Origin of the sequence: Cereibacter johrii (assembly GCF_001720585.1) — a bacterium.
Lineage (GTDB): Bacteria > Pseudomonadota > Alphaproteobacteria > Rhodobacterales > Rhodobacteraceae > Cereibacter_A > Cereibacter_A johrii.
In genome coordinates this window covers 16614-39595 of the sequence record NZ_MABH01000051.1, presented here as the reverse complement: position 1 = coordinate 39595, position 22982 = coordinate 16614, and the positions used below count along the sequence as shown (strand labels likewise).

Below are 22982 nucleotides of genomic sequence, written 5' to 3'. Positions count from 1 at the left end.
TCCGCGTGATACCGGTCCTGGAATGATACCCCCTTTTCTTCGGAGTTCCTCTGCGGTTAACCTTTGAAAATCGGGATGCGAGGGGTACATGGCACAGTACGGACTTCAGTATGGGGACCAGGATCGCGGAAAATTCTCACTTGAGCGACCTGAAAATTATATCGTGGACGCTTATTGGCGTCCCTCGGCGTCTAGGGTTGAGATGGCGCGCCGGTCTGGGCAGATTGTATTAGGTCACGCCTTAATGCTACGCCTTGACATCGCTCGACGAGTTACAAAGATCTTTCCACTCTACACAATGCCGGATAACGCCAAGTTTCTTGATCCGAAGTATGGACAAATAAAAAGTATAGAGCTCGTCGTCGGTGATGAGAAATTTTCGCCGGATTATTCCTTCGATACAGTTGATGACGTCGAAGCCTACATAGCGGAAGGACTTCCTAAAGGCCTCCTGACCGACCCAAACTTCGGCCTCGGATTTGACAGAAGATTGAAGTTCTTCACGGACAATATATCGAAGCTTGAGGGGGTGAATAACGTTAGGCTTTTGTATAGGGAAGATTATGAGGAGGTATCTCTCAGCGACGAAGGAAAGACCTATGAAATCAGCTACCAACTATTCGACGAGCTGCGCAGGGCTGGCGGCAGATCCGACGCTGCAGCTCAAGAGCAGTCACGGCGCAGAAAAACGCAGATCGGATACACCAATCTTCTCACCCGCCTTGATCCTAAAAAGTTCCCCCTGACGCCGCTCGACAGGAAGCCTGACGACATCGCAAATGCTATTGGCCCCGCAATGATCGACGTCAAGCTGTCGAACAAGGATAGATCGTCAATTATTCGATTAGCCAAAGAGACGGTAAGAAAATCGTTGCGCTCGGAAGGGAGTGGCCTCGCCAAGCTCCATGAGGAAATAGAGCTGGCATCTCTAGATCAACTAATCAAAATAATAGATACAAACATTAGTAAGTGCCTGCCCGAGTCGCATTGGCAACAGCAATTCACCCTAAATCCTTTTATCTTGGACATGACCTTCGGGGCGCCCATGGTAGTGGTTCAGGGCCAAGCACATGTGGGTGGAAAGCTGCTAGACGGCTCCGGGGAGAAGATTGCGGATTTTCTCATGAGGAATCGCATGACCGACAGCGTTGCTTTGGTCGAGATCAAGACGCCCCAAACCGAACTTCTAAGTAAGAAGGAGTATCGAGGTGGTGTGTATGGCCCCTCGTCGGAGCTTGCCGCAACTGTGATTCAGAACTTAGATCAAATTGGAAAGTTTAGCGAGGAGATCCATTTAACTAGATCAAAAAATGGAATGTATGATTTGCGAGGGCATGGCATTAAAGGGGTGATCGTGGCCGGTGTGATGCCTGATGCCCCAAAGAGGAGGTCTCTTGAACTGTATCGCTCAAGCCTGCATGGCGTATGGATCATCACTTTTGACGAACTCCTCGTGAAGCTCAAGTCTCTAAGAGACTTGCTTTCTGGTGCCCTTGCCTAAAAGTCCCGCCTGCTACAAGGCTCACGCCATGTTAACGTTACATTCCAAGCAGTGTCGATCCCTAGGCACGGCTGGTTGTGCTGAAGTCGATGTTGCCGAAGCGGGCTAGGACTTCGCCTTTGAAGACGTTAGGTCGTGACACGGTGCAAGAACGGCGGCTGCGCCCAGTCGCTGCAAACGTTACATCGAGCTGCCGTCCGTCGGCTTTCCGCCCTCCTGTTCTAATAATTGGCGTGCTGGCCTTGAGGAGTGTCAGCTGCTTTCTGCCCGCCGCGTCGGCGCTTGGCCTCACGCCGCGCGGCGCACGAGGGCCAGCAATGGGCTGCTCGGTCCCATCGCTGCGGTCTGTTCGAACGGCCGCTTCTGAGAAGCGGGCTCCTACGATCAAACTTCGGTTGGGCCGACCCCGATTGTCCGCCCTATTGAACGGTGTGGAGCGGCCCCGGTGGCTTTCTGCGCCCTTCTGCCAGTCGCGCCAGATGGCCACAGGAGTTCATCTCGCTATAAGCGCGTACGTCGGAAGAAGGACGGCGAGGGGAGCGTGACGAGGCGCCGTTACTAGCCGCCGTGCCAGCCCGTCAGACCCTCGACCGGCTCCGGCGGCAAAGGCTGTGTCACGAGATAGTTTGGCCGCTTCTCGTAGAAGGCATTGCCGCCAGTCACGAGGACATAGTGCATGTTGTCGTACGGGAAGCGATGTCCGGCCGTGTGAAAGAAGGTCGCCTTGCCGACCAGAGGATGGCGCTCGCCCTGCAGGACGGAGATCGCCGTTTCGCGGACGAGCGGCATCGACTTCGGGTTCATCCGCCGCTTCATGACGCCCGGGGCGAATTGGCCGCGCTGTCCAACAACTCCGCAAACGGTGTCGGGGAATTGCGGGGACTCGACGCGGTTCATCACCACCGTTCCGACCGCGATCATGCCGTCGCGGCTGGAGCGGTTCGACTCGAAGTACATCACTCGCTCCATGCATTCCTGCGGGCTGTGGCCGCAAGCTGCGAGAAGCACGGCTGCCTAGAGACAGGAGACGGCGACGAGGGCCTTGCGGGAAAGCTCCATCGATCTTTCGTCCTTCGATTTTCGTTCCCGGTCGGCGGCGGCAGCCTGGGCCACGCGCGTCGTCACTTCCACCTGTCGTTCCTCTGGCGCCCGCACATCGATTGCGAATCTCCCTCGCGATCTGCGAGGATCAGATCCGTTGGCCGATCTGAATGACGCAAGACAAGCGCAGACCCGATCGACCGCCTCCAAGGATTGAGCCTCGGAACAGGAAGCTTGGCTCTCACCGCAACGGGCCACCAAGGCGGCGAAGGTCTCGTATCCGCTATCGGAGCAGCGTCGTCTGAGTTCGGGCCCGTCGCCACTCGCACCAGCGCGGCGGATGCTGCAGAACACCGAGCCGGATTGTCCCGGAAACCGGAAAATGATCTGCCTGATCCAAGAGGGAACCTCGTGAAGCCCACGCTCGTGTCGCACCGAAGCCATTCCCAAGACCAACAGAACCGACCGAAGTGAGGGCATCCTGGCCGGGCGACAAGAACTGACGCCCGGCCTAAGAAATTCAGTGCGTTACCGGCAGAAAGTGCCATACCCGCGACAAGGGGTGGCCGAAATCACCGGAAGAGGGCGTTTGATCCTGACCTGGACAACCGCCTCAGGTTCCTCAGCTGCAGCCGCTCGTGCCGCCGCAGGTGTTGCACTTCATGCAGGTGCCGTTGCGGACCAGCGTGTAGTTGCCGCATTCGCCGCAGGGATCGCCCTCGTAGCCCTGCATCTTGGCCTTGGCGCGCGCGTCCATCGTCACCGTGCCGGAGGCAATCGCGGTCACGCTCCGGCTTTCGCCGATGGTGCCCATCACGGGGACCGTGTCGAAGCCCACGGCCATCCCGCCCTGCAGCACCGTCAGTTCCTGCGGCAGGCGCTTGCGCAGATAGCCCGTCGAGCTGATCTGCTTGAGCACCTCGAGGCTGCGCGAGGCGGCCGCCTCCGACACTTCCGTCACGTTCGACTTCCGGCCCTCGTCGGTGCCGCCGCCCAGATCGTCGAAGCTCGCGCCTTCCGGCTTCACATGGGCAAGGTCGGTCCGGTCGAGGTAGGATACCGCCAGCTCGCGGAAGATGTAGTCGAGGATCGAGGTCGCGTTCTTGATCGAGTCGTTGCCCTGCACCATGCCCGCGGGCTCGAACTTGGTGAAGGTGAAGGCGTCGACGAACTCCTCGAGCGGCACGCCATATTGCAGGCCCACCGAGACGGCGATGGCGAAGTTGTTCATCATCGCCCGGAAGCCCGCACCTTCCTTGTGCATGTCGATGAAGATCTCGCCGAGGCTGCCGTCCTTGTATTCGCCGGTCCGCAGATAGACCTTGTGGCCGCCGACGATCGCCTTCTGCGTATATCCCTTGCGGCGCTCGGGCAGCTTCTCGCGGTGGCTGCGCACGATCTCCTTGACGATCACCTTCTCGACGATCTTCTCGGCCAGCACGATGGCCTTCTCCTGAGGCGTGCCGGTGGCGAGGATCTCCTCGGCCTCCTCATCGTCCTCGACCAGCGCGGATGCGAGCGGCTGAGACAGTTTCGAGCCGTCGCGATAGAGCGCGTTGGCCTTGATGCCCAGCGAGTGCGACAGCTCGTAGGCCGCCAGCGTCTCGGCGATGGTGGCCGAGTTCGGCATGTTGATCGTCTTCGAGATCGCGCCCGAGATGAAGCTCTGGGCCGCCGCCATCATGTGGATGTGGCTCTCGACCGAGAGATAGCGCTTGCCTTTCTTGCCGCAGGGGTTGGCGCAGTCGAAGACCGGCAGATGCTCGTCCTTCAGATGCGGCGCGCCCTCCAGCGTCATGGTCCCGCAGACATGGTCGTTGGCGGCCTCGATCTGCGCCCGCGTGAAGCCCAGATGGCGCAGCAGGTCGAAGGTCGGGTCGGCGAGCTTGTCGGCCGGGATGCCGAGCGCGCCCTTGCAGAAGTCCTCGCCCAGCGTCCACTGGTTGAAGACGAAGCGGATGTCGAAGGCCGAGGGCAGCGCCGCCTCGATCTTCTCGATCTCGCGGGCGCCGAACCCATGGCCCACCAGCGCCGAATGGCTGATCGTCGGGCAGTTGGCGAGCGTGCCGTGGCCCACCGCATAGGCCACGATCTGCGAGATCTGCGACGAGGCATAGCCCAGCGACTCGAGCGCTGCGGGCACCGAGCGGTTGATGATCTTGAAGTAGCCGCCGCCCGCGAGCTTCTTGAACTTCACCAGTGCGAAGTCGGGCTCGATGCCGGTGGTGTCGCAGTCCATCACGAGGCCGATGGTGCCCGTGGGCGCGATCACCGTCACCTGCGCGTTGCGGTAGCCATGCGCCTCGCCGAGCCGCAGCGCCTCGTCCCACGAGGATTTGGCGAGCGCCACCAGCCGCGGATCGGGGCAGTTCACCTGATCGAGCGCGACCGGGCTCACGTTGACGCCCTCGTAGCCGGTCGTGTGGCCGTGGGCGGCGGTGCGGTGGTTGCGGATGACGCGCAGCATGTGGGCGGCGTTGCGCTTGTATCCCGAGAAGGCGCCGAGTTCGCCCGCCATCTCGGCCGAGGTGGCATAGGCCACGCCGGTCATGATGGCCGAGAGCGCGCCGCAGAGCGCCCGGCCCTCGCAGGAATCGTAGCCCAGCCCCATGTTCATCAGCAGCCCGCCGATGTTGGCGTAACCCAGGCCCAGCGTGCGGAAATCGTAGGAAAGCTGCGCGATTTCCTTCGAGGGGAACTGCGCCATCATCACCGAGATCTCGAGCGTGACCGTCCAGAGCCGCGTGGCATGGACATAGCCCTCGGCATCGAAGCGGCCCGCCTCGAAGAAGGTGAGCAGGTTCATCGAGGCCAGGTTGCAGGCCGTGTCATCGAGGAACATGTATTCCGAGCACGGGTTCGAACCGCGGATCTGCCCGTCCTCGGGGCAGGTGTGCCAGGCGTTCACCGTGTCGTGGAACTGGATGCCCGGGTCGGCGCAGGCCCAGGCGGCATGGCCCACCTGATCCCAGAGCTCGCGCGCCTTGATCGTCTTGGCGACCTTGCCGTCGGTGCGCCGGACGAGCGCCCAGTCGGCATCGTCCTTCACCGCCTGCAGGAAGGCATCGGTCACGCGGACCGAGTTGTTCGAATTCTGGCCCGACACGGTCGTATAGGCCTCGGAATCCCAGTCGGTGTCGTAGGTCGGGAATTCGATCGAGGAGAAGCCCTGCCGCGCATACTGCAGCACGCGGTTGATGTAGGTCTCGGGGATCATGGCCTTTTTGGCGGCGCGGATCGCGGTCTTGAGGCCTGCGTTTCCGGCCGGGTCGGTCGCTCCCTCGATCGATCCGTCGAAGCTGCGGATGGCGGCGAAGATGTCGTTCAGCTTCGCTTCATGCTGCTTCGAACCGGCGACCAGAGAGGCGACCTTCTGTTCCTCGATGACTTTCCAGTTGATGAACTGCTCGATGTCGGGGTGATCCATGTCGCAGATCACCATCTTGGCCGCGCGGCGCGTGGTGCCGCCCGACTTGATGGCACCCGCCGCCCGGTCGCCGATCTTCAGGAACCCCATGAGGCCCGAGGATTTGCCGCCGCCCGAGAGTTTCTCGCCCTCGCCGCGCAGACTCGAGAAGTTGGTGCCGGTGCCCGAGCCGTATTTGAACAGCCGCGCCTCGCGCACCCAGAGATCCATGATCCCGCCCTCGTTCACGAGGTCGTCCTGCACCGACTGGATGAAGCAGGCGTGCGGCTGGGGATGTTCGTAGGCGCTGTCGGACTTCTGCAGCTTGCCGGTCGCGTGATCGACATAGAAGTGGCCCTGCGACGGGCCGTCAATGCCATAGGCCCAGTGAAGGCCGGTGTTGAACCATTGCGGCGAGTTCGGCGCGGCCATCTGCCGGGCCAGCATGTGCCGCATCTCGTCGTAATAGGCGCGCGCATCGGCCTCGGTCGAGAAATAGCCGCCCTTCCAGCCCCAGTAGGCCCAGGCGCCGGCCAGACGGTCGAACACCTGCCGCGCCGAGGTCTCGCCCGCGAACCGCTCCTCTTCGGGAAGCTGCGCCAGCGCCGCCTCGTCGGCCACCGAGCGCCACAGGAAGTCCGGGACCCCCTTCTCCTTCACGCGCTTGAGGCGGGCGGGCACGCCCGCCTTGCGGAAATATTTCTGGGCGAGCACGTCCGAGGCGACCTGGCTCCAGCCTTCGGGCACCTCGACGCTCTCGTTGCGGAAGACCACGGTGCCGTCGGGGTTCCGGATCTCGGACACCGTCGTGGTGAAGCCGACGCCGCCATAGGCGCCGCCCTCCGCCGTGGTGAACTTCCGCTCGATCTTCATCTCGCCTCTCCGTTGTGCCTCGGGGGCCGCGAGCCCCTGGTTGATCTCGTGCGCCGGTCGCGCAAAGCCGGACCGGCCCGCGCAGGCGAGCTGGATCGGCCCGTCGAACGGGCATCTGTCGGTGGTTCATCCGCGCCCGCCGCCATGAGGAGTGGCCGGCCGCGCTACTCCCTCAAATTGTCTCAAACCCTACAGGGTGGCAACGCGATTCTTCCGCCTGCCCCCAAGATAATGTGCTTGACGGGCCATTCGGCTCCATGGGTGGTATCATCCGAAAGGCTGTGGGTATCTGTGTGGACAAGTGCGGGCGGTCTGGCGGACAAGCGGCCAAAGCCTCGCCGGGACGGGTGCTTGCGCGGATGGCCCGGATTGGGGACGAAGCGGCCTGCCCCGAGTCGCGGCGCTGCAAGTCGCGGAAAAGGCGAATCTTTCGGGTGGCATCCGTGCAACGCGGGCCGGTCCCGGGGGCGGTCCGGCGGCAGGGCGATTCCCCGGCCGGCGGGCCGTCGGAAAGGTCTGGCCCAGGCGGCGGCTATCGCTTAGACCTGCCTCGAAACCGGCCCGCGATACCGGAGATCCACATGCAGGACTCGATCATTTCCCGCTGCGAGGCCAAGGGCCTGCGCATGACCGAACAGCGCCGCACCATCGCGCGCGTGATCGGCGAATCCGCCGACCATCCCGATGTCGAGGAGCTGCACGCCCGCGCCTCGGCCGTCGATCCGCGCATCTCGATCGCCACGGTCTACCGCACGGTCAAGCTGTTCGAGGAGGCGGGCATCCTCGAGCGGCTCGAGTTCGGCGACGGGCGCGCGCGCTACGAGGATGCCGAGCGCGACCACCACGACCATCTGATCGATGTGACCACGGGCGAGGTGATCGAGTTCGTCGATCCCGAGATCGAGGCGCTGCAGGAAAAGATCGCGGCGCGGCTGGGCTACCGGCTGGGGGGCCACCGCTTCGAACTGTTCGGCCGGCCCGTCCGGAAGGGCTGACGCCCGACATCACGGCAGCCCTTCGCTCGCTACCCGGCGACAGGCTCCCCAAGATTGGGACAGACATGGAAAACTTGCGCGGCATCGTGATGATGGTCGTCTCGATGGCCGGCTTCGCCATGGAGGACATGTTCGTGAAGCTCGCCGCGGCGAACATGCCGACGGGGCAGATCCTCATGTTCCTTGGCCTCTTCGCCGCGCCGCTCTTCTGGGCGCTCGCCCGCCGCGAGGGCAAGGCCGTGCTCTCGCGCGAGGCGCTGGCGGGGCCGATCCTCTGGCGGAACGGCGGCGAGATGGTGGGCACCGCGGGCTTCGTGACCGCGCTCACGCTCGGGCAGCTCTCCTCCGTCTCGGCGATCCTGCAGGCCGCGCCGCTCGTCGTGACCTTCGGCGCCGCGCTCTTTCTCGGCGAGCGCGTGGGCTGGCGGCGCTGGAGCGCCATCGCCGTGGGCTTCGTGGGCGTGATCGTCGTGATCCGACCGGGGCTCGACGGGTTCGACACGGCCTCGCTCTGGGCGGTGCTGGGGGTGGCGGGCCTTGCCGTCCGCGACCTCGCGACGCGGCGCGTGGCGCCCTCGACCTCGACCATGCAGGTGGGCGCCTGGGCCTTTCTCACCGTGGCACTTCTGGGCGCCATGATGCTGGCCGTGGGAGGCGGCGCCACCTGGCCCACGCCCGGACAGGCGGCCCTTCTGCTGGGCGCGGTCAGCTTCAGCTTCGTGGGCTACTGGACGCTGATCCTCGCCACCCGGGTGGGCGATGTCTCGGCCATCGTGCCCTTCCGCTACTCGCGGCTCGTCTTTGCCATGCTGATCGGTTTCCTCGTCTTCCACGAACGGCCGGACGGCTGGATGCTGGCCGGGGCCGCGCTCATCATCGGCTCGGGCCTCTACAGCTTCATGCGCGAGCAGCGGCTTCGCCGTCTTTCCATGCGGGCGGCCGCAGAGTAAGAAGCGCGCAAACCTCGGCAACCAGGGACCACCCATGAGCACGATCATCGACATCCACGCCCGCGAGATCCTCGACAGCCGCGGCAACCCCACCGTCGAGGTGGACGTCACGCTGGAAAGCGGCGCCTTCGGCCGCGCCGCCGTGCCCTCGGGCGCCTCGACCGGCGCGCACGAGGCCGTCGAGAAGCGCGACGGCGACAAGTCGCGCTACATGGGCAAGGGCGTGCTCGAGGCGGTTGCGGCTGTCAACGGCGAGATCGCCGAGATGCTGGTGGGCTTCGATGCGACCGAGCAGGTCGGCATCGACCGCACCATGATCGAGATGGACGGCACGCCGAACAAGGGCCGCCTCGGCGCGAACGCGATCCTCGGCGTCTCGCTGGCGGTTGCCAAGGCCGCGGCCGAATTCACCAACCAGCCCCTCTTCCGCTATGTGGGCGGCTCCTCCGCGCGCGTCCTGCCGGTGCCGATGATGAACATCATCAACGGCGGCGAACATGCGGACAACCCGATCGACATCCAGGAATTCATGATCATGCCGGTGGCCGCGCAGAACGTGCGCGAGGCGATCCGCATGGGCTCGGAAGTGTTCCACACGCTGAAGAAGGAGCTCGCCGCGGGCGGCTTCAACACCGGCATCGGCGACGAGGGCGGCTTTGCGCCGAACATCTCGTCCACCCGCGAGGCGCTGGACTACATCCTGCGCTCGATCGAGAAGGCGGGCTACAAGCCGGGCGAGGACATCTACCTCGCGCTCGACTGCGCCTCGACCGAATATTTCAAGGGCGGCAAATACGAGATGAAGGGCGAGGGCAAATCGCTGACCTCGGCCGAGAATGTGGATTATCTCGCCGCGCTCTGCGCCGACTATCCGATCATCTCGATCGAGGACGGCTGCGCCGAGGACGACTGGGAGGGCTGGAAGCTCCTGACCGACAAGCTCGGCGCCAAGGTGCAGCTGGTGGGCGACGACCTCTTCGTGACCAACCCCAAGCGTCTCGAACAGGGCATCAAGGCGGGCGTCGCGAACTCGATGCTGGTCAAGGTGAACCAGATCGGCTCGCTGACCGAGACGCTGATGGCCGTCGATATGGCCCACCGCGCGCGCTACACCAACGTGATGTCGCACCGCTCGGGCGAGACCGAGGATGCGACCATCGCCGATCTCGCGGTCGCCACCAACTGCGGCCAGATCAAGACCGGCTCGCTGTCGCGCTCGGACCGTCTGGCGAAATACAACCAGCTGATCCGCATCGAGGAGATGCTGGGCGAAGTGGCGGAATATGCCGGCCGCTCGATCCTGAAGGTCTGAGGCCCGCGCCACGGACATGCGAAGGCCCGGACGCACGCGCGTCCGGGCCTTTTGCCTGCCGCCCCGGCGATCAGGAGAAGGTATAGTCGCAGGGATCGTGCGGGCGGTGCGGACGGCCTCCGCCCCAGCCCCAGCCCCAGCCCCCGCCGAAGCCACCATGGCCGCGGCCATGGGTCATCTCCTCGAGTGTGCCGTGAACGCGCAGGACCGGCGCCTCGTAGGCGCGGTCGGCGGTGGCGATTGCCTTGTCCAAGTCTCGTCTCCCCTGTGTCGGATGGGTCCCCGGCCGGATCCAGTTAGGCCGAAGACCCATAGCTGATAACGGGTTAGGCCGGTCTGGCGAGGGGGGTGCGGGATAATACAACCTCCTCCTTCAGGGCCCATCAACCGAGGCGCGCAATCCGGCGCGCCAGAGGGGGCTTGCAGACCGCGGCCCCTGCGCCAGACTGGCGGCGCAACCGCCCACCGGAGAGAGAGCATGGATGCAGACCGGATCGTCGCCCGCCTCGGGCTCGCCCCCCATCCGGAGGGCGGCTGGTATCGCGAGACCTGGCGCGCCCCGGCCGAGGGGCGCCCGCCCGGGACGGCGATCCTCTTCCTGCTGAAGGCCGGCGAGCGGTCGCACTGGCACCGGATCGATGCGACCGAGATCTGGCACTTCCATGCCGGCGCGCCGCTGCTTCTCTCTGTCGCCGCCGAAGCCGCGGGACCGGCCCGCGAGATCCGGCTCGGGCCGGACGTGCTGGCGGGCGAGAGCCCGCAGGGGATCGTGCCGCCCCACCATTGGCAGGCCGCGCGCTCGACCGGGGACTGGAGCCTCGTGGGCTGCACCGTCAGCCCCGGCTTCCGCTTCGAGGGTTTCGAGCTCGCGCCGGACGGGTTCGACATCCCCCGCGCCTGAGCCGCAGCCCTGCGCCCGTCCCGCTCCGGTCCCCTTGACCCCGAGGCAGGGGCCTTCAGGGCTGGAGCGCCAGGGCCTCGGGCCGGCTCACGCGGCCGCCGCCGAGGCAGGCGGGCACGCCGGTGGTGGAGGGGCCCGACGTGGGCAGCCCCCGCGCCACCCGCACCGCGAGATAGGCGAAGGCCTGCGCCTCCAGCATGTCGCCGTCGAGGCCCACCTGCTCGACCGGCACCGCCTCGATCCCGGTGCGCGCCTCGAGCATGGCCATCAGCACGGGATTGTGCCGCCCGCCCCCGGTCACGAGAAGCTGGCGCACCGGGGTTGGGAAATGCGCGGCCCCGCGCGCCACCGCCGCCGCCGCCGCCGCGGTCAGGGTCGCCGCAGCATCCGCATCGGACAGACCCGCGACAGCCGTCAGCAGATCCGCGAACGCGTCGCGGTCGAGCGATTTCGGCGGCATCCGGGCGAAGAAGGCGTGATCGAGAAAACGCGCGAGCACCGTTTCGGCCACCTCTCCCTCGGCCGCGAGCCGCCCGCCCTCGTCGTGGCTCTGCCCGAGGCGGGCCTGCATCAGATCGTCGATCGGCGCATTGGCGGGACCGGTATCGAAGGCAAGGCAGGCGCCGGGCGCCTCGGGCGCGGTCTGGCGCGGATCGACCCAGGTCAGGTTGCCCACGCCGCCGAGATTGAGGAAGGCCACCGGCCGGTCGGCGCCCGCCCGCCGCGCGCAGGCGAAATGGTAGAAGGGCGCAAGCGGCGCGCCCTGCCCGCCCGCCGCCACATCCGCCGAGCGGAAGTCCCACGCCACCGGCAGCCCCAGCGCCCGCGCGAGCCGCTCGCCCGAGCCCGCCTGATGCGTGCCCCGCCCGCCCGGCTCATGTGCGAGCGTCTGGCCGTGAAAGCCCACGATCTCGGCGCCGCGGAAGGCCGCCAGAAGCTCGGCATGGGCCGCCTCCACCACCTCTGCGGCCCCGGCCACCGCCGCCTCGCCGGGCCAGCGCCCGAGGGCTGCCCGCAGCACCGCGCGCTCGGCAGGGGAATAGGCGCGATACCGCGTCTCGCCGAACTCGAGGATCCGCTCGCCGTCGGTCAGCACCATCGCCGCATCGACCCCGTCGAGCGAGGTGCCCGACATCGTCCCCAGCGCCCAGACCGCTCCGCCCTTCAACATGGCTTTCCCTCCACGACCGCCCCGGATATATCCCGCCATCATAGCCGCGACGACCGGCCAAGGCACGAGGGACCGATGACCTACCATCCCAAATCCGATTTCCTGCGCGTGATGCAGGAGCGCGGCTACCTCGCCGACTGCACCGACCTGCAGGCACTGGACGAGGCCCTGTCGAAGGGGGTGGTTCCCGCCTATATCGGCTATGATGCGACGGCGGCCTCGCTGCATGTGGGCCATCTCCTCAACATCATGATGCTGCGCTGGCTGCAGAAGCCCGGGCACAAGCCGATCACCCTGATGGGCGGCGGCACGACGAAGGTGGGCGACCCCTCCTTCCGCTCCGAGGAGCGTCCGCTGCTCACGCCCGACAAGATCGACGAGAATATCGAAGGCATGCGCAAGGTCTTTGCGCGCTACCTCTCCTACGGCGAGGGCGCGACCGACGCGCTGATGCTCAACAATGCCGAATGGCTCGATCACCTGAACTACCTCGATTTCCTGCGCGATATCGGGCGGCATTTCTCGGTCAACCGGATGCTCTCGTTCGAAAGCGTGAAGAGCCGGCTCGACCGCGAACAGTCGCTGTCGTTCCTCGAGTTCAACTACATGATCCTGCAGGCCTACGACTTCCTCGAGCTGTTCCGCCGCTACGGCTGCCGGCTGCAGATGGGCGGCTCGGACCAGTGGGGCAACATCGTCAACGGGATCGACCTGACACGCCGCGTGCTGGAGGGAGAGATCTTCGGCCTGACCTCGCCGCTGCTCACGACCTCGGACGGGCGCAAGATGGGCAAGTCCGCGGGCGGCGCGGTCTGGCTCAACGGCGAGATGCTGGCGCCCTACGACTTCTGGCAGTTCTGGCGCAACACGACCGATGCGGATGTGGGGCGGTTCCTCAAGCTCTACACCGACCTGCCCGTCGAGGAGTGCGACCGGCTGGGCGCGCTGCAGGGCTCGGAGATCAACGCGGCCAAGATCCTGCTCGCCAACGAGGTGACGACGCTCCTCCACGGCCGGGAGGCCGCCCAAGCGGCCGAGGCCACCGCCCGCGCGGTCTTCGAGGAGGGCGGCGTGGGCGGCGCCCTCGAAGTGGTGGAGCTTCCCGCGGCGACGCTGGCCGACGGGCTGTCGGTCGCGCATTTCCTGGTGGCCGCGGGCCTCGTCGCCTCGGGCAAGGAGGCCAAGCGCCTCGTGGCCGAGAACGGGCTGCGCTTCAACAACGAGCCGGTGGGGGATGCGAACGCCCCGGTCACGGTCGCGACCGTGGGCGAGGAGCTGAAGGTCTCGATCGGCAAGAAGAAGCACAAGCTCGTCCGCCTGTCCTGACGGCGCACGGCCGGACGCCGCCCCGGACCAAGGGGCGGCCACGGTCCTGCCCCCTCATTCCCCGCCAGGCCCGATCGCCGCGCCCCGGCCGCCCCCGACCCCGGCGATCCCTCTGCCCCGCAGCCCCCGTCCAGCCGGGCCGGACGCAAAAAGGACGCCTTCCGGCGCCCTTTCACTCTGCCCAAATATCCTCGGGGGGTGCGGGGGGCAGACAGCCCCCCGTCCGACCGCGGCCTCACTCGGCCACGGTGACTTTCGCCATCGCGTCCGGCGTCCGCGGAGGCTCGCCACGGGCGATCCTGTCCACCACCTCCATGCCCTGCACCACGCGGCCCACCACCGTATACTCGCCGTTCAGGAACTCGCCCGGCGCGAACATGATGAAGAACTGCGAATTGGCCGAGTTCTTATCGTTCGAGCGCGCCATGCCCACCACGCCGCGCGTGAAGGGCACGTCCGAGAATTCGGCGGGAAGGTCGGGATAGCTCGACCCGCCGGTGCCGGCGCGGCCGAGACTGTCTCCCTTGCCGAATTCCACATCGCCGGTCTGGGCCATGAAGCCCTCGATCACGCGGTGGAAGACCACGCCGTCATAGGCGCCTTCACGGGCCAGCGTGACCATGCGCTCCACATGGGCAGGCGCCACATCGGGCAGGAGGTCGATCACCACCTCGCCCTCGGCCTCTCCCGTCACCTCGATCACGAGGTTCGGCCCCGGCCCGTCCTCGGCCGCCTGCGCGAAGACCGCCGACTGCGACAGGCCGTAGCCGCCCAGCACCGCGAGGCCCAGCGACATCAGCCCTGCGAACAGGAACTTCTCAGACGACATCGGCCGCCACCCGCACGGTCAGCATCTTGTCAGGGTTCGCCGGGGGCTCGCCGCGGGCGATCTTGTCCACATGCTCCATCCCCGAGATCACGCGCCCGTAAACGGTATATTGGCCGTTCAGGAAGTCGTTGTCGCGGAAGTTGATGAAGAACTGCGAATTGGCCGAGTTCGGATTCTGCGACCGGGCCGCACCGAGCGTGCCGCGCGCGTGCGGCAGCTTCGAGAATTCCGCCGGCAGGTCCGGCATGTCCGACCCGCCCGTCCCGGCGCGGCGGATGTTGAAGCCCTCTTCCGTGTTCCCGTTCGCGACATCGCCGGTCTGGGCCATGAAGCCTTCGATCACGCGGTGGAAGACCACGTTGTCATAGGCCTTGGCACGGGCCAGGGCCTTCATCCGTTCGCTGTGCTTCGGGGCGACGTCCGACAGAAGCTCGATCACCACCTCGCCGTCCTTCAGCGTCATGATGATGGTGTTTTCGGGATCCTTGATCTCGGCCATGGGGCCCTCCTCTTGCAATCGGGGCCAACCTAGTGGCCGCGCGCGGTCAGGAAAAGGTCTGAATTCGTCCCCCTGCGGCCGAACGCCGGTTGACGGGCGCACGGCGATCGGCTTGGAAGCGGGAAACGTCGCTTCAGGAGGAACCGGAATGGGCTGGAAGACACTCGACGACATGGATCTTGCCGGCAAGGTCGTGCTGGTGCGCGTGGATGTGAACGTGCCGATGGAGAATGGCGAGGTCACCGACGCCACCCGGATCGAGAAGATCGTCCCCACCGTCGAGGATATCCTGAAGAAGGGCGGCAAGCCCGTCCTGCTCGCCCATTTCGGCCGTCCGAAGGGCAAGGTGGTGGAGGAGATGAGCCTCCGCCTCGTGCTGCCCGCGCTGCAGAAGGCGCTGCCCGGCACCAAGGTGAGCTTCGCCGCCGATTGCGTGGGCTCCGAGGCCGAGCAGGCCGTGGCCGCCATGCTCGAGGGCGAGGTGCTCCTCCTCGAGAACACCCGCTTCCATGCCGGCGAGGAGAAGAACGATCCCGAGCTCGCCGCCGCCATGGCGAAGCTGGGGCAGGTCTATGTCAACGACGCCTTCTCGGCCGCGCACCGCGCCCATTCCTCGACCGAAGGCCTGGCCCGTCTCCTGCCCTCGGCCGCCGGCCGGCTGATGGAGGCCGAGCTGAAGGCGCTCGAGGCCGCTCTCGGCCATCCCGAGCGTCCGGTGGTGGCGGTGGTGGGCGGTGCCAAGGTCTCGACCAAGCTCGACCTCCTCGGCAATCTCGTGGGCCGGGTCGATCATCTGGTGATCGGCGGCGGCATGGCCAACACCTTCCTCGTGGCGCAGGGGATCGAGGTCGGCAAGTCGCTGGCCGAGCGCGACATGGCCGATACCGCGCGCGAGATCCTGTCCAAGGCGAAGGCCGCGGGCTGCACGATCCATCTGCCGCTCGATGTGGTGGTGGCGCGCGAGTTCAAGGCGGGCGCCGCGAACGAGACGGTCGAGACGGCGGCCTGCCCCGCCGACGCGATGATCCTCGATGCGGGCCCGAAGACCGTGGCGGCCCTCTCCGAAGTGTTCGCCTCGGCCAGGACGCTGATCTGGAACGGCCCGCTCGGCGCCTTCGAGATCGAGCCCTTCGATGCGGCGACCAATGCCGCGGCGCTTCAGGTGGCGCAGCTCACCAAGGCGGGCCAGCTCATTTCGGTGGCGGGCGGCGGCGACACGGTGGCCGCCCTCAACAAGGCGGGCGCGGCCGAGGGCTTCTCCTACATCTCGACGGCGGGCGGTGCCTTCCTCGAATGGATGGAGGGCAAGGAGCTGCCCGGGGTGGCCGCGCTCACTGTCTGAGGCGAATTTCCGCGCCGCAGCGCCACGTTAGCGCGAACAACATTGATATGCGCATTTCGCCGGTCTAAGTCCCGTGGGACGCAATCGAAAGGACCCGCGGAATGCGCGCTAGCAGAGCAGTTCAGAAGATCCTCGCCAACTATGAGGGCGAAACGCCCGGCGTGAAGGCCAACCTGTGCCGGATGCTGATGGAGGGGAAACTGGGCGGCACGGGCAAGATGATCATCCTGCCGGTCGACCAGGGCTTCGAGCACGGCCCCGCCCGGACCTTCGCGCCGAACCCGGCGGGCTACGATCCCCACTATCACTACCAGCTCGCCATCGATGCGGGCCTCAGCGCCTATGCGGCGCCGCTCGGCATGCTGGAAGCCGGCGCCGACACGTTCGCGGGCCAGATCCCGACCATTCTCAAGGTGAACTCGGCCAACTCGCTGATGAGCGACACGGCCGGCAAGAACCAGGCGGTGACCGCGTCGGTCGATGATGCGCTGCGGCTCGGCTGCGCGGCCATCGGCTTCACGATCTACCCGGGCTCGGATGCGCAGCTCGACATGTACGAAGAGATCGTGGCCATGCGCAAGGAAGCCGCGGCCAAGGGGATCGCCACCGTGATCTGGTCCTATCCGCGCGGCGAGGCGATCAGCAAGGACGGCGAGACGGCGATCGACGTGGCGGCCTATGCGGCGCAGATCGCGGCCCTGATCGGCGCCCATATCATCAAGATCAAGCTCTCGACCGATCATCTGATGCTGGGCGAGGCCAAGAAGGTCTACGAGGCGCAGCAGATCGACGTCTCGACCCAGGCCGCGCGCGTGAAGCACTGCATGGACTCGGCCTTCGCCGGCCGCCGCATCGTGGTCTTCTCGGGCGGCGCCAAGAAGGGCGAGGATTCGGTCTATGACGACGCCCGCGCGATCCGCGACGGCGGCGGCAACGGCTCGATCATCGGCCGCAACAGCTTCCAGCGGAGCCGCGAGGACGCGCTCGCGATGCTCGGCAAGCTCGTCGACATCTACAAGGGCCGCGCCTGAGGCCTGCGGGCCCTTCCCCTCGGGGGAGGGCCTCCCCCGCCCTTCCTCGGGAAGGGTCTCCCTCCGCACGTTTCGCTCCGGCGCGGACCAACGAGACCCCTGCCGGATCGCCCTCCTGCCCCCGCAGCTACCGTGCGTTTTCCGTTTCCCAACTGCGGGCCGCTCTGGCATGATGCGCGCCATCGCCCCCGCCGAACGAGGGGCGTGACCAGAGGCAGAGCATGAACATCCCGACCTCCCGACCCGCGATCGGCGCCAGCCTCTATTTCGCGCTGGCCTTCTCGCTCTCCGTCTATTTCACCTTCGCCGCGGTGCAGGGCGACTATGGGGTCTTCCGGCAGGTCCAGATCCAGGCCGAGGCCGAAGCACTGCGCAACGAGCGCGACCGGATCGCCGCCGAACTGGCCGACATGGAGAACAAGACGCTCCGCCTGTCGGACAGCTATCTCGACCTCGACCTTCTGGACGAGCAGGCCCGTTCGGTGCTGGGCTATGTCCGCGCCGACGAGATCGTCATCCGCTGACAGGCGCGGAAACCGCCTGCCCTTTCCTGTCGTTTGTCTTCCCGCAGCCTCGCCCCGGGGCGCGGGCCTTGCCGTCCTGTCCGCGGCAGCGGCGCGCGATGATGGCCCCGGAGGGGCCTGAAGAGCGCGCCCCCGCCGGGCCGCAGATTCGCTCTCGCCCCCGCTCCTGGGATGCGCTAAAGGTAGTTTAGCCTTGAACTACTTGTCTCGACGGGAGGCGCCGCCATGGCCACCAGAAAATCGCCCGAGCAATCCAACGCATCGAAGGAGGAGCTTGTCCGTTACTACCGCGAGATGCTCCTGATCCGCCGCTTCGAAGAGAAGGCGGGCCAACTCTACGGCATGGGCCTGATCGGCGGCTTCTGCCATCTCTACATCGGCCAGGAAGCCGTGGTGGTCGGCCTCGAAGCCGCCGCCAAGGAGGGGGACAAGCGCATCACCTCCTACCGCGACCACGGCCACATGCTGGCCTGCGGCATGGATGCCAAGGGCGTGATGGCCGAGCTCACGGGCCGCGAGGGCGGCTATTCGAAGGGCAAGGGCGGCTCGATGCACATGTTCTCGAAAGAGAAGCATTTCTACGGCGGCCACGGCATCGTGGGCGCCCAGGTGCCGCTCGGCGCGGGTCTGGCCTTCGCCGACCGCTATCTCGGCAACGACAATGTCACCTTCACCTATTTCGGCGACGGTGCCGCCAACCAGGGCCAGGTCTACGAGGCCTACAACATGGCCAAGCTCTGGAGCCTGCCGGTGATCTTCGTGATCGAGAACAACCAGTATGCGATGGGCACCAGCGTGAAGCGCTCGACGAAGTCGCCCTCGCTCTGGGAGCGCGGCGCGGCCTACGGCATCAAGGGCGAGTCGGTGGACGGCATGGATGTGCTGGCCGTGAAGGCCGCCGGCGAGAAGGCGGTCGCCGCCTGCCGCGCGGGCCAGGGGCCCTACATTCTCGAGATGATGACCTACCGCTACCGCGGCCACTCCATGTCCGACCCGGCCAAGTACCGCACCCGCGAGGAGGTCCAGCGGATGCGCGACGAGAAGGACGCGATCGAACATGTCCGCGACCTGCTGATCCAGGGCAATCTCGCGACCGATGACGACCTCAAGGCGATCGACAAGGAGATCAAGGCCGTGGTGAACGAGGCCGCCGACTTCGCCAAGGAGAGCCCCGAGCCCGCGCTCGAGGAACTCTGGACCGACATCTACGCCTGAGGAGTAAAGACGCATGGCAACCCAGGTTCTGATGCCCGCCCTGTCGCCGACGATGGAGGAAGGCACGCTCGCCAAATGGCTCGTAAAGGAAGGCGATGAGGGCAAGTCCGGCCAGATCATCGCCGAGATCGAGACCGACAAGGCCACCATGGAATTCGAGGCCGTCGACGAGGGCACGGTGGGCAAGCTCCTCGTGGCCGAGGGCACGGCCGGCGTGAAGGTGAACACGCCCATCGCCGTTCTGGTCGAGGAGGGGGAAAGCGCCGACGAGGTGCAGGCTCCCGTGCCGACCCAGAAGGAAAAGCAGCCCGAGCCCGCCGAAGCGTCGGAAGGCAAGGCCGTGGACGAGCCGCTCGTCTCTTCGCCGGGCGCCTCGGTGCCGGGCAAGCGCGACCGCTCGCCCGACTGGCCGGAGGGCACGCAGATGAAGAGCATGACGGTGCGCGAGGCGCTCCGCGAGGCGATGGCGGAAGAGATGCGCGGCGACGAGCATGTCTTCCTGATGGGCGAGGAAGTGGGCGAGTATCAGGGCGCCTACAAGATCAGCCAGGGGCTTCTGGACGAGTTCGGCGACCGGCGCGTGGTCGACACGCCGATCACCGAGCATGGCTTCGCGGGCATTGCGGTGGGCGCGGCCTTCGGCGGGCTCCGCCCCATCGTCGAATTCATGACCTTCAACTTCGCCATGCAGGCGATCGACCAGATCATCAACTCGGCCGCCAAGACGCTCTACATGTCGGGCGGCCAGATGGGCTGCCCCATCGTGTTCCGCGGCCCGAACGGCGCCGCCGCCCGCGTGGGCGCGCAGCACAGCCAGGATTATGCGGCCTGGTATGCGCAGATCCCGGGTCTGAAGGTGGTGATGCCCTATTCGGCGGCGGATGCGAAAGGTCTCCTCAAGTCCGCGATCCGCGATCCGAACCCGGTGATCTTCCTCGAGAACGAGATCCTCTACGGCCGGTCCTTCGATGTGCCGGTGATGGACGATTTTACGATCCCCTTCGGCAAGGCCCGGATCTGGCGCGAGGGGACGGATGTCACCATCGTCTCCTTCGGCATCGGCATGACCTATGCGCTGGAAGCGGCCGACAAGCTGGCCGACGAGGGCATCTCGGCCGAGGTGATCGACCTGCGCACGCTGCGCCCCATCGACTACGACACGGTGATCGAGTCGGTGAAGAAGACCAACCGCTGCATCACCGTCGAGGAAGGCTGGCCGGTGGGCTCCATCGGCAATCATCTCGCGGCGACGATCATGCAGCAGGCCTTCGACTGGCTCGATGCGCCGGTGCTGAACCTGACGGGCAAGGATGTGCCGATGCCCTATGCCGCCAATCTCGAGAAGCACGCGCTCGTGACCACGGCCGAGGTGGTCGAGGCCGCGAAATCCGTCTGCTACCGCTGAGGAGAAGCCCATGGCAACCGAGATCCTGATGCCCGCGCTGTCTCCGACGATGGAGGAGGGGACGCTCGCGAAATGGCTGAAGAAGGAAGGCGATGAGGTCCGCTCGGGCGACATCATCGCCGAGATCGAGACCGACAAGGCCACCATGGAGTTCGAGGCGGTCGACGAGGGCATCCTCGGCAAGATCCTGATCGCCGAGGGCACGGCGGGCGTGAAGGTCAACACGCCCATCGCCGTGCTGGTGGAAGAGGGCGAAAGTGCGGACGCCGTGTCCTCCGCGAAGGTGCCGGAGCCGCAGGAACCGGCCGACGAGGCCGCTCCCGCGCAGGGGGCTCCGAAGGAGGCCCCGGCCCCTGCCCCGGCTGCCAAGGCACCCGAGGCGCAGGCGGCCCGGTCCGAGGGAGAACGTGTCTTCGCCTCGCCGCTCGCCCGCCGGATCGCCAGGGAGAAGGGGATCGACCTTGCCGCGGTGAAGGGCTCGGGCCCCCGCGGCCGGATCGTGAAGGCCGATGTCGAGGGGGCGCAGCCCTCGGCCGCTCCCGCAGCCAAGGCGGAAGCCGCGGCGCCGAAGGCCGAAGCGCCCGCCGCAGCGGCAGCGACGGGCGTCTCGCCGGCCGCCTCCGCGGCCTCGGTGGCGAAGCTCTTCGCGGATCGCGACTATGAGGAAGTGACCCTCGACGGGATGCGCAAGACCATTGCCGCGCGCCTGTCCGAGGCCAAGCAGACCATCCCGCACTTCTACCTCCGGCGCGAGGTGGCTCTGGATGCGCTGATGGCCTTCCGCGCCGACCTCAATGCGAAGCTCGAGAGCCGGGGCGTGAAGCTCTCGGTCAACGACTTCATCATCAAGGCCTGTGCGGTGGCGCTCCAGCAGGTGCCGAACGCGAATGCCGTCTGGGCCGGAGACCGGATCCTGCGGCTGAAGCCCTCGGACGTGGCGGTGGCGGTGGCCATCGAGGGCGGGCTCTTCACGCCGGTGCTGCGCGATGCGCACCAGAAGAGCCTGTCGGCGCTGTCGGCCGAGATGAAGGATCTCGCCGCCCGCGCCCGCACGAAGAAGCTCGCACCGCACGAATATCAGGGCGGCAGCTTCGCGATCTCGAACCTCGGCATGTTCGGGGTGGAGAATTTCGATGCGGTCATCAACCCGCCGCACGGCTCGATCCTGGCCGTCGGCGCAGGCATCCGCAAGCCGGTGGTGGGCAAGGACGGCGCGATCACGACGGCCACCATGATGTCGATGACGCTGTCGGTGGACCACCGGGTGATCGACGGCGCGCTGGGGGCCGAGTTCCTCAAGGCGATCGTCGAGAATCTCGAGAACCCGATCGCCATGCTGGCCTGACATGTGGCGGCGCTCCCTGCACGGGAGCGCCCGCTGCACGCCCAGGACATGAAAAAGGGGCCGATCCTCGCGGATCGGCCCCTTTTTCATATCGGGCGGCTCAGCCGTCGCTGAGAAGATGGTCCATCGTGACGGCGGGCTGCGCGCAGCCCGCTTCCCCCACCACGCGCGCAGGGACGCCCGCCACCGTCGTGCAGGGCGGCACGTCCTGCAGCACGACGGAGCCGGCCGCGATCCGGCTGCAATGGCCCACATGGATGTTGCCGAGAACCTTGGCCCCTGCCCCGATCAGCACCCCGTTGCCGATCTTCGGATGGCGGTCGCCATCCTCCTTGCCGGTGCCGCCGAGAGTGACCGAATGGAGCATCGAGACATTGTCGCCCACGACGGCCGTCTCGCCGATGACGATGGAATGCGCGTGGTCGATCATGATGCCGCGCCCGATCCGGTCCGCCGGGTGGACATCGACGCCGAAGGCCTCCGACACCCGCATCTGCACGAAATAGGCCAGGTCCTGCCGTCCGTTCGTCCAGAGCCAGTGGCCCACGCGATAGGCCTGAACCGCCTGATAGCCCTTGAAGAAGAGGATCGGCTGGAGGAAGCGATGGCAGGCGGGGTCGCGCTCGTAGACGGCGACCATGTCGGCCCGCGCCATCTGCCCGAGCTCCGGGTCCGACGCATAGGCCTCATCCGCGATCTCGCGCAGGATCTGCTCGCTCATCTCGCCCGAGGCGAGCTTCAGCGAGAAGCGGTAGGCAAGCGCCCGTTCCATCGAGGGATGGTGCAGGAGACTCGAATGGACGAGCCCGCCAAGGAGAGGCTCGGCAAGGATGGCGGCATGGCCCTCTTCCACGATCCGTTGCCAGACCGGGTCCACTGTCGCAACACGGGGTCTTGCCTCAGCCATCGCAGCGTCCTTTCCTCGTCACCGCCGAAAATACCACATAGTCACTCCGACCGACAGGGGAAGGGACGCATTCACTTTCAGGAAGAGCCTTCCTCTGGCCCCGCCCCTCGCGGTGGGCCTGCGCCCGCCGTTGCCGTCCCGCGACGGCGGCTGCCACCAGGGCCAGGGATTCGAGCTGGTCGGGATCCGGATCGTGGCCCTCCCTCCGGTGCGCGAGACCTGCCACAGCCGAGGCGAGGCACCCGTTTCCCCAGGAGGGATGGGCATGGCCGAGGCGTCTGGAGATCTTGTGCGCGAGATGCGCCCGCTCGATGAGGCCGGCCAGCGCCTCGGGCCGCTGCGCGGGCGGCATGGGCGCGAGCCAGTCCGCCACCGCGAGCAGATCGGCCAGAAGAACCCGCCGCATGGG

General features: G+C 66.4%; 20 protein-coding genes. 12 read left to right on the top strand and 8 right to left on the bottom strand.

All coding sequences use genetic code 11. The features are described 5' to 3' along the window. Positions 1–88: 88 nt before the first annotated feature. Positions 89–1501, top strand: a complete 1413-nt coding sequence (locus tag A9O63_RS21760; RefSeq protein WP_084295561.1) for a Shedu immune nuclease family protein — start codon at positions 89–91, stop codon at positions 1499–1501. Between the two features lie 558 nt (positions 1502–2059). Here the strand turns inward: A9O63_RS21760 and A9O63_RS03420 are convergent. Both A9O63_RS03420 and A9O63_RS03415 read right to left on the bottom strand, forming a co-directional pair. Beyond that, the gene (locus tag A9O63_RS03420) at positions 2060–2470 is read right to left on the bottom strand and encodes a cell wall hydrolase (RefSeq protein ID WP_235836919.1); all 411 of its coding nucleotides are present in this window, start codon (positions 2468–2470) and stop codon (positions 2060–2062) included. Between the two features lie 694 nt (positions 2471–3164). Beyond that, positions 3165–6821, bottom strand: coding sequence for a vitamin B12-dependent ribonucleotide reductase (locus A9O63_RS03415; RefSeq protein ID WP_069330669.1), 3657 nt, complete (start codon positions 6819–6821; stop codon positions 3165–3167). A gap of 581 nt (positions 6822–7402) precedes the next feature. On the opposite strand from A9O63_RS03415, the gene A9O63_RS03410 reads away from it, so the two are divergent. The 3 genes from A9O63_RS03410 (at position 7403) to eno (ending at position 10078) form a co-directional block, all read left to right on the top strand. Continuing rightward, complete coding sequence (locus A9O63_RS03410) at positions 7403–7816, top strand: Fur family transcriptional regulator (RefSeq protein ID WP_069330668.1); 414 nt, start codon at positions 7403–7405, stop codon at positions 7814–7816. A 65-nt stretch (positions 7817–7881) separates the two neighbouring features. Continuing rightward, the gene (locus A9O63_RS03405; protein ID WP_069330667.1) at positions 7882–8766 is read left to right on the top strand and encodes a DMT family transporter; all 885 of its coding nucleotides are present in this window, start codon (positions 7882–7884) and stop codon (positions 8764–8766) included. Between the two features lie 34 nt (positions 8767–8800). Next, a complete protein-coding gene (gene eno, locus A9O63_RS03400; RefSeq protein WP_002719649.1) occupies positions 8801–10078 on the top strand; it encodes a phosphopyruvate hydratase in 1278 nt (425 codons plus the stop codon). A 70-nt stretch (positions 10079–10148) separates the two neighbouring features. Here eno and A9O63_RS03395 read toward each other — a convergent pair whose 3' ends face one another. Further along, positions 10149–10331: a lasso RiPP family leader peptide-containing protein gene (locus A9O63_RS03395; protein ID WP_108223075.1), complete on the bottom strand. Its 183-nt coding sequence runs from the start codon at positions 10329–10331 to the stop codon at positions 10149–10151. A gap of 225 nt (positions 10332–10556) precedes the next feature. On the opposite strand from A9O63_RS03395, the gene A9O63_RS03390 reads away from it, so the two are divergent. After that, positions 10557–10979 (top strand): cupin domain-containing protein, encoded by a 423-nt coding sequence (locus tag A9O63_RS03390; protein ID WP_069330665.1) that lies wholly within the window; start codon positions 10557–10559, stop codon positions 10977–10979. 55 nt (positions 10980–11034) lie between these two features. On the opposite strand, the gene A9O63_RS03385 is transcribed toward A9O63_RS03390, so the two are convergent. Then, positions 11035–12150 (bottom strand): anhydro-N-acetylmuramic acid kinase, encoded by a 1116-nt coding sequence (locus tag A9O63_RS03385; protein WP_069330664.1) that lies wholly within the window; start codon positions 12148–12150, stop codon positions 11035–11037. A 75-nt stretch (positions 12151–12225) separates the two neighbouring features. On the opposite strand from A9O63_RS03385, the gene tyrS reads away from it, so the two are divergent. Then, a complete protein-coding gene (gene tyrS, locus A9O63_RS03380; protein ID WP_069330663.1) occupies positions 12226–13476 on the top strand; it encodes a tyrosine--tRNA ligase in 1251 nt (416 codons plus the stop codon). A gap of 235 nt (positions 13477–13711) precedes the next feature. On the opposite strand, the gene A9O63_RS03375 is transcribed toward tyrS, so the two are convergent. Continuing rightward, complete coding sequence (locus A9O63_RS03375) at positions 13712–14305, bottom strand: peptidylprolyl isomerase (RefSeq protein WP_084295559.1); 594 nt, start codon at positions 14303–14305, stop codon at positions 13712–13714. Further along, positions 14295–14804, bottom strand: coding sequence for a peptidylprolyl isomerase (locus A9O63_RS03370; protein WP_069330662.1), 510 nt, complete (start codon positions 14802–14804; stop codon positions 14295–14297). The genes A9O63_RS03375 and A9O63_RS03370 overlap by 11 nt, the downstream gene beginning before the upstream one ends. 148 nt (positions 14805–14952) lie before the next feature. Between A9O63_RS03370 and A9O63_RS03365 the strand changes: the two genes are divergently transcribed. From A9O63_RS03365 to A9O63_RS03340, 6 genes are all read left to right on the top strand, one after another. Beyond that, the gene (locus A9O63_RS03365; protein ID WP_069330661.1) at positions 14953–16146 is read left to right on the top strand and encodes a phosphoglycerate kinase; all 1194 of its coding nucleotides are present in this window, start codon (positions 14953–14955) and stop codon (positions 16144–16146) included. A 101-nt stretch (positions 16147–16247) separates the two neighbouring features. Continuing rightward, complete coding sequence (locus tag A9O63_RS03360) at positions 16248–17177, top strand: class I fructose-bisphosphate aldolase (RefSeq protein WP_002719641.1); 930 nt, start codon at positions 16248–16250, stop codon at positions 17175–17177. Between the two features lie 221 nt (positions 17178–17398). Continuing rightward, positions 17399–17701 carry an FtsB family cell division protein gene (locus A9O63_RS03355; RefSeq protein WP_069330660.1) on the top strand — a complete coding sequence of 101 codons (303 nt, stop codon included), beginning with the start codon at positions 17399–17401 and terminating at the stop codon, positions 17699–17701. 225 nt (positions 17702–17926) lie between these two features. Next, a complete protein-coding gene (pdhA, locus tag A9O63_RS03350; protein WP_069330659.1) occupies positions 17927–18916 on the top strand; it encodes a pyruvate dehydrogenase (acetyl-transferring) E1 component subunit alpha in 990 nt (329 codons plus the stop codon). A gap of 13 nt (positions 18917–18929) precedes the next feature. Next, entirely contained in the window at positions 18930–20321 is a 1392-nt protein-coding gene (locus A9O63_RS03345) for a pyruvate dehydrogenase complex E1 component subunit beta (RefSeq protein WP_069330658.1), read from the top strand. Positions 20322–20331: 10 nt separating this feature from the next. After that, entirely contained in the window at positions 20332–21666 is a 1335-nt protein-coding gene (locus A9O63_RS03340; RefSeq protein WP_069330657.1) for a pyruvate dehydrogenase complex dihydrolipoamide acetyltransferase, read from the top strand. Positions 21667–21766: 100 nt separating this feature from the next. Here the strand turns inward: A9O63_RS03340 and cysE are convergent, their stop codons facing one another. Continuing rightward, complete coding sequence (cysE, locus tag A9O63_RS03335) at positions 21767–22573, bottom strand: serine O-acetyltransferase (RefSeq protein WP_069330656.1); 807 nt, start codon at positions 22571–22573, stop codon at positions 21767–21769. Then, on the bottom strand, positions 22566–22979 hold the full coding sequence (locus A9O63_RS03330; RefSeq protein WP_069330655.1) for a DUF7742 family protein: 414 nt from the start codon (positions 22977–22979) through the stop codon (positions 22566–22568). The genes cysE and A9O63_RS03330 overlap by 8 nt, the downstream gene beginning before the upstream one ends. Between the last annotated feature and the right edge of the window lie 3 nt (positions 22980–22982).

What these genes read in the sequence shown, in the direction of transcription:
- A9O63_RS03390 (WP_069330665.1), top strand. Translation starts at nt 10,557, where the DNA reads ATGGATGCAGACCGGATCGTCGCCCGCCTCGGGCTCGCCCCCCATCCG.
- pdhA (WP_069330659.1), top strand. Translation starts at nt 17,927, where the DNA reads ATGGCCACCAGAAAATCGCCCGAGCAATCCAACGCATCGAAGGAGGAG.
- A9O63_RS03385 (WP_069330664.1), bottom strand. Translation starts at nt 12,150, where the DNA reads ATGTTGAAGGGCGGAGCGGTCTGGGCGCTGGGGACGATGTCGGGCACC.
- A9O63_RS03365 (WP_069330661.1), top strand. Translation starts at nt 14,953, where the DNA reads ATGGGCTGGAAGACACTCGACGACATGGATCTTGCCGGCAAGGTCGTG.
- A9O63_RS03375 (WP_084295559.1), bottom strand. Translation starts at nt 14,305, where the DNA reads ATGTCGTCTGAGAAGTTCCTGTTCGCAGGGCTGATGTCGCTGGGCCTC.
- A9O63_RS21760 (WP_084295561.1), top strand. Translation starts at nt 89, where the DNA reads ATGGCACAGTACGGACTTCAGTATGGGGACCAGGATCGCGGAAAATTC.
- A9O63_RS03420 (WP_235836919.1), bottom strand. Translation starts at nt 2,470, where the DNA reads ATGGAGCGAGTGATGTACTTCGAGTCGAACCGCTCCAGCCGCGACGGC.
- A9O63_RS03360 (WP_002719641.1), top strand. Translation starts at nt 16,248, where the DNA reads ATGCGCGCTAGCAGAGCAGTTCAGAAGATCCTCGCCAACTATGAGGGC.
- A9O63_RS03340 (WP_069330657.1), top strand. Translation starts at nt 20,332, where the DNA reads ATGGCAACCGAGATCCTGATGCCCGCGCTGTCTCCGACGATGGAGGAG.
- A9O63_RS03405 (WP_069330667.1), top strand. Translation starts at nt 7,882, where the DNA reads ATGGAAAACTTGCGCGGCATCGTGATGATGGTCGTCTCGATGGCCGGC.
- A9O63_RS03330 (WP_069330655.1), bottom strand. Translation starts at nt 22,979, where the DNA reads ATGCGGCGGGTTCTTCTGGCCGATCTGCTCGCGGTGGCGGACTGGCTC.
- A9O63_RS03410 (WP_069330668.1), top strand. Translation starts at nt 7,403, where the DNA reads ATGCAGGACTCGATCATTTCCCGCTGCGAGGCCAAGGGCCTGCGCATG.
- eno (WP_002719649.1), top strand. Translation starts at nt 8,801, where the DNA reads ATGAGCACGATCATCGACATCCACGCCCGCGAGATCCTCGACAGCCGC.
- A9O63_RS03415 (WP_069330669.1), bottom strand. Translation starts at nt 6,821, where the DNA reads ATGAAGATCGAGCGGAAGTTCACCACGGCGGAGGGCGGCGCCTATGGC.
- cysE (WP_069330656.1), bottom strand. Translation starts at nt 22,573, where the DNA reads ATGGCTGAGGCAAGACCCCGTGTTGCGACAGTGGACCCGGTCTGGCAA.
- A9O63_RS03370 (WP_069330662.1), bottom strand. Translation starts at nt 14,804, where the DNA reads ATGGCCGAGATCAAGGATCCCGAAAACACCATCATCATGACGCTGAAG.
- A9O63_RS03345 (WP_069330658.1), top strand. Translation starts at nt 18,930, where the DNA reads ATGGCAACCCAGGTTCTGATGCCCGCCCTGTCGCCGACGATGGAGGAA.
- A9O63_RS03355 (WP_069330660.1), top strand. Translation starts at nt 17,399, where the DNA reads ATGAACATCCCGACCTCCCGACCCGCGATCGGCGCCAGCCTCTATTTC.
- tyrS (WP_069330663.1), top strand. Translation starts at nt 12,226, where the DNA reads ATGACCTACCATCCCAAATCCGATTTCCTGCGCGTGATGCAGGAGCGC.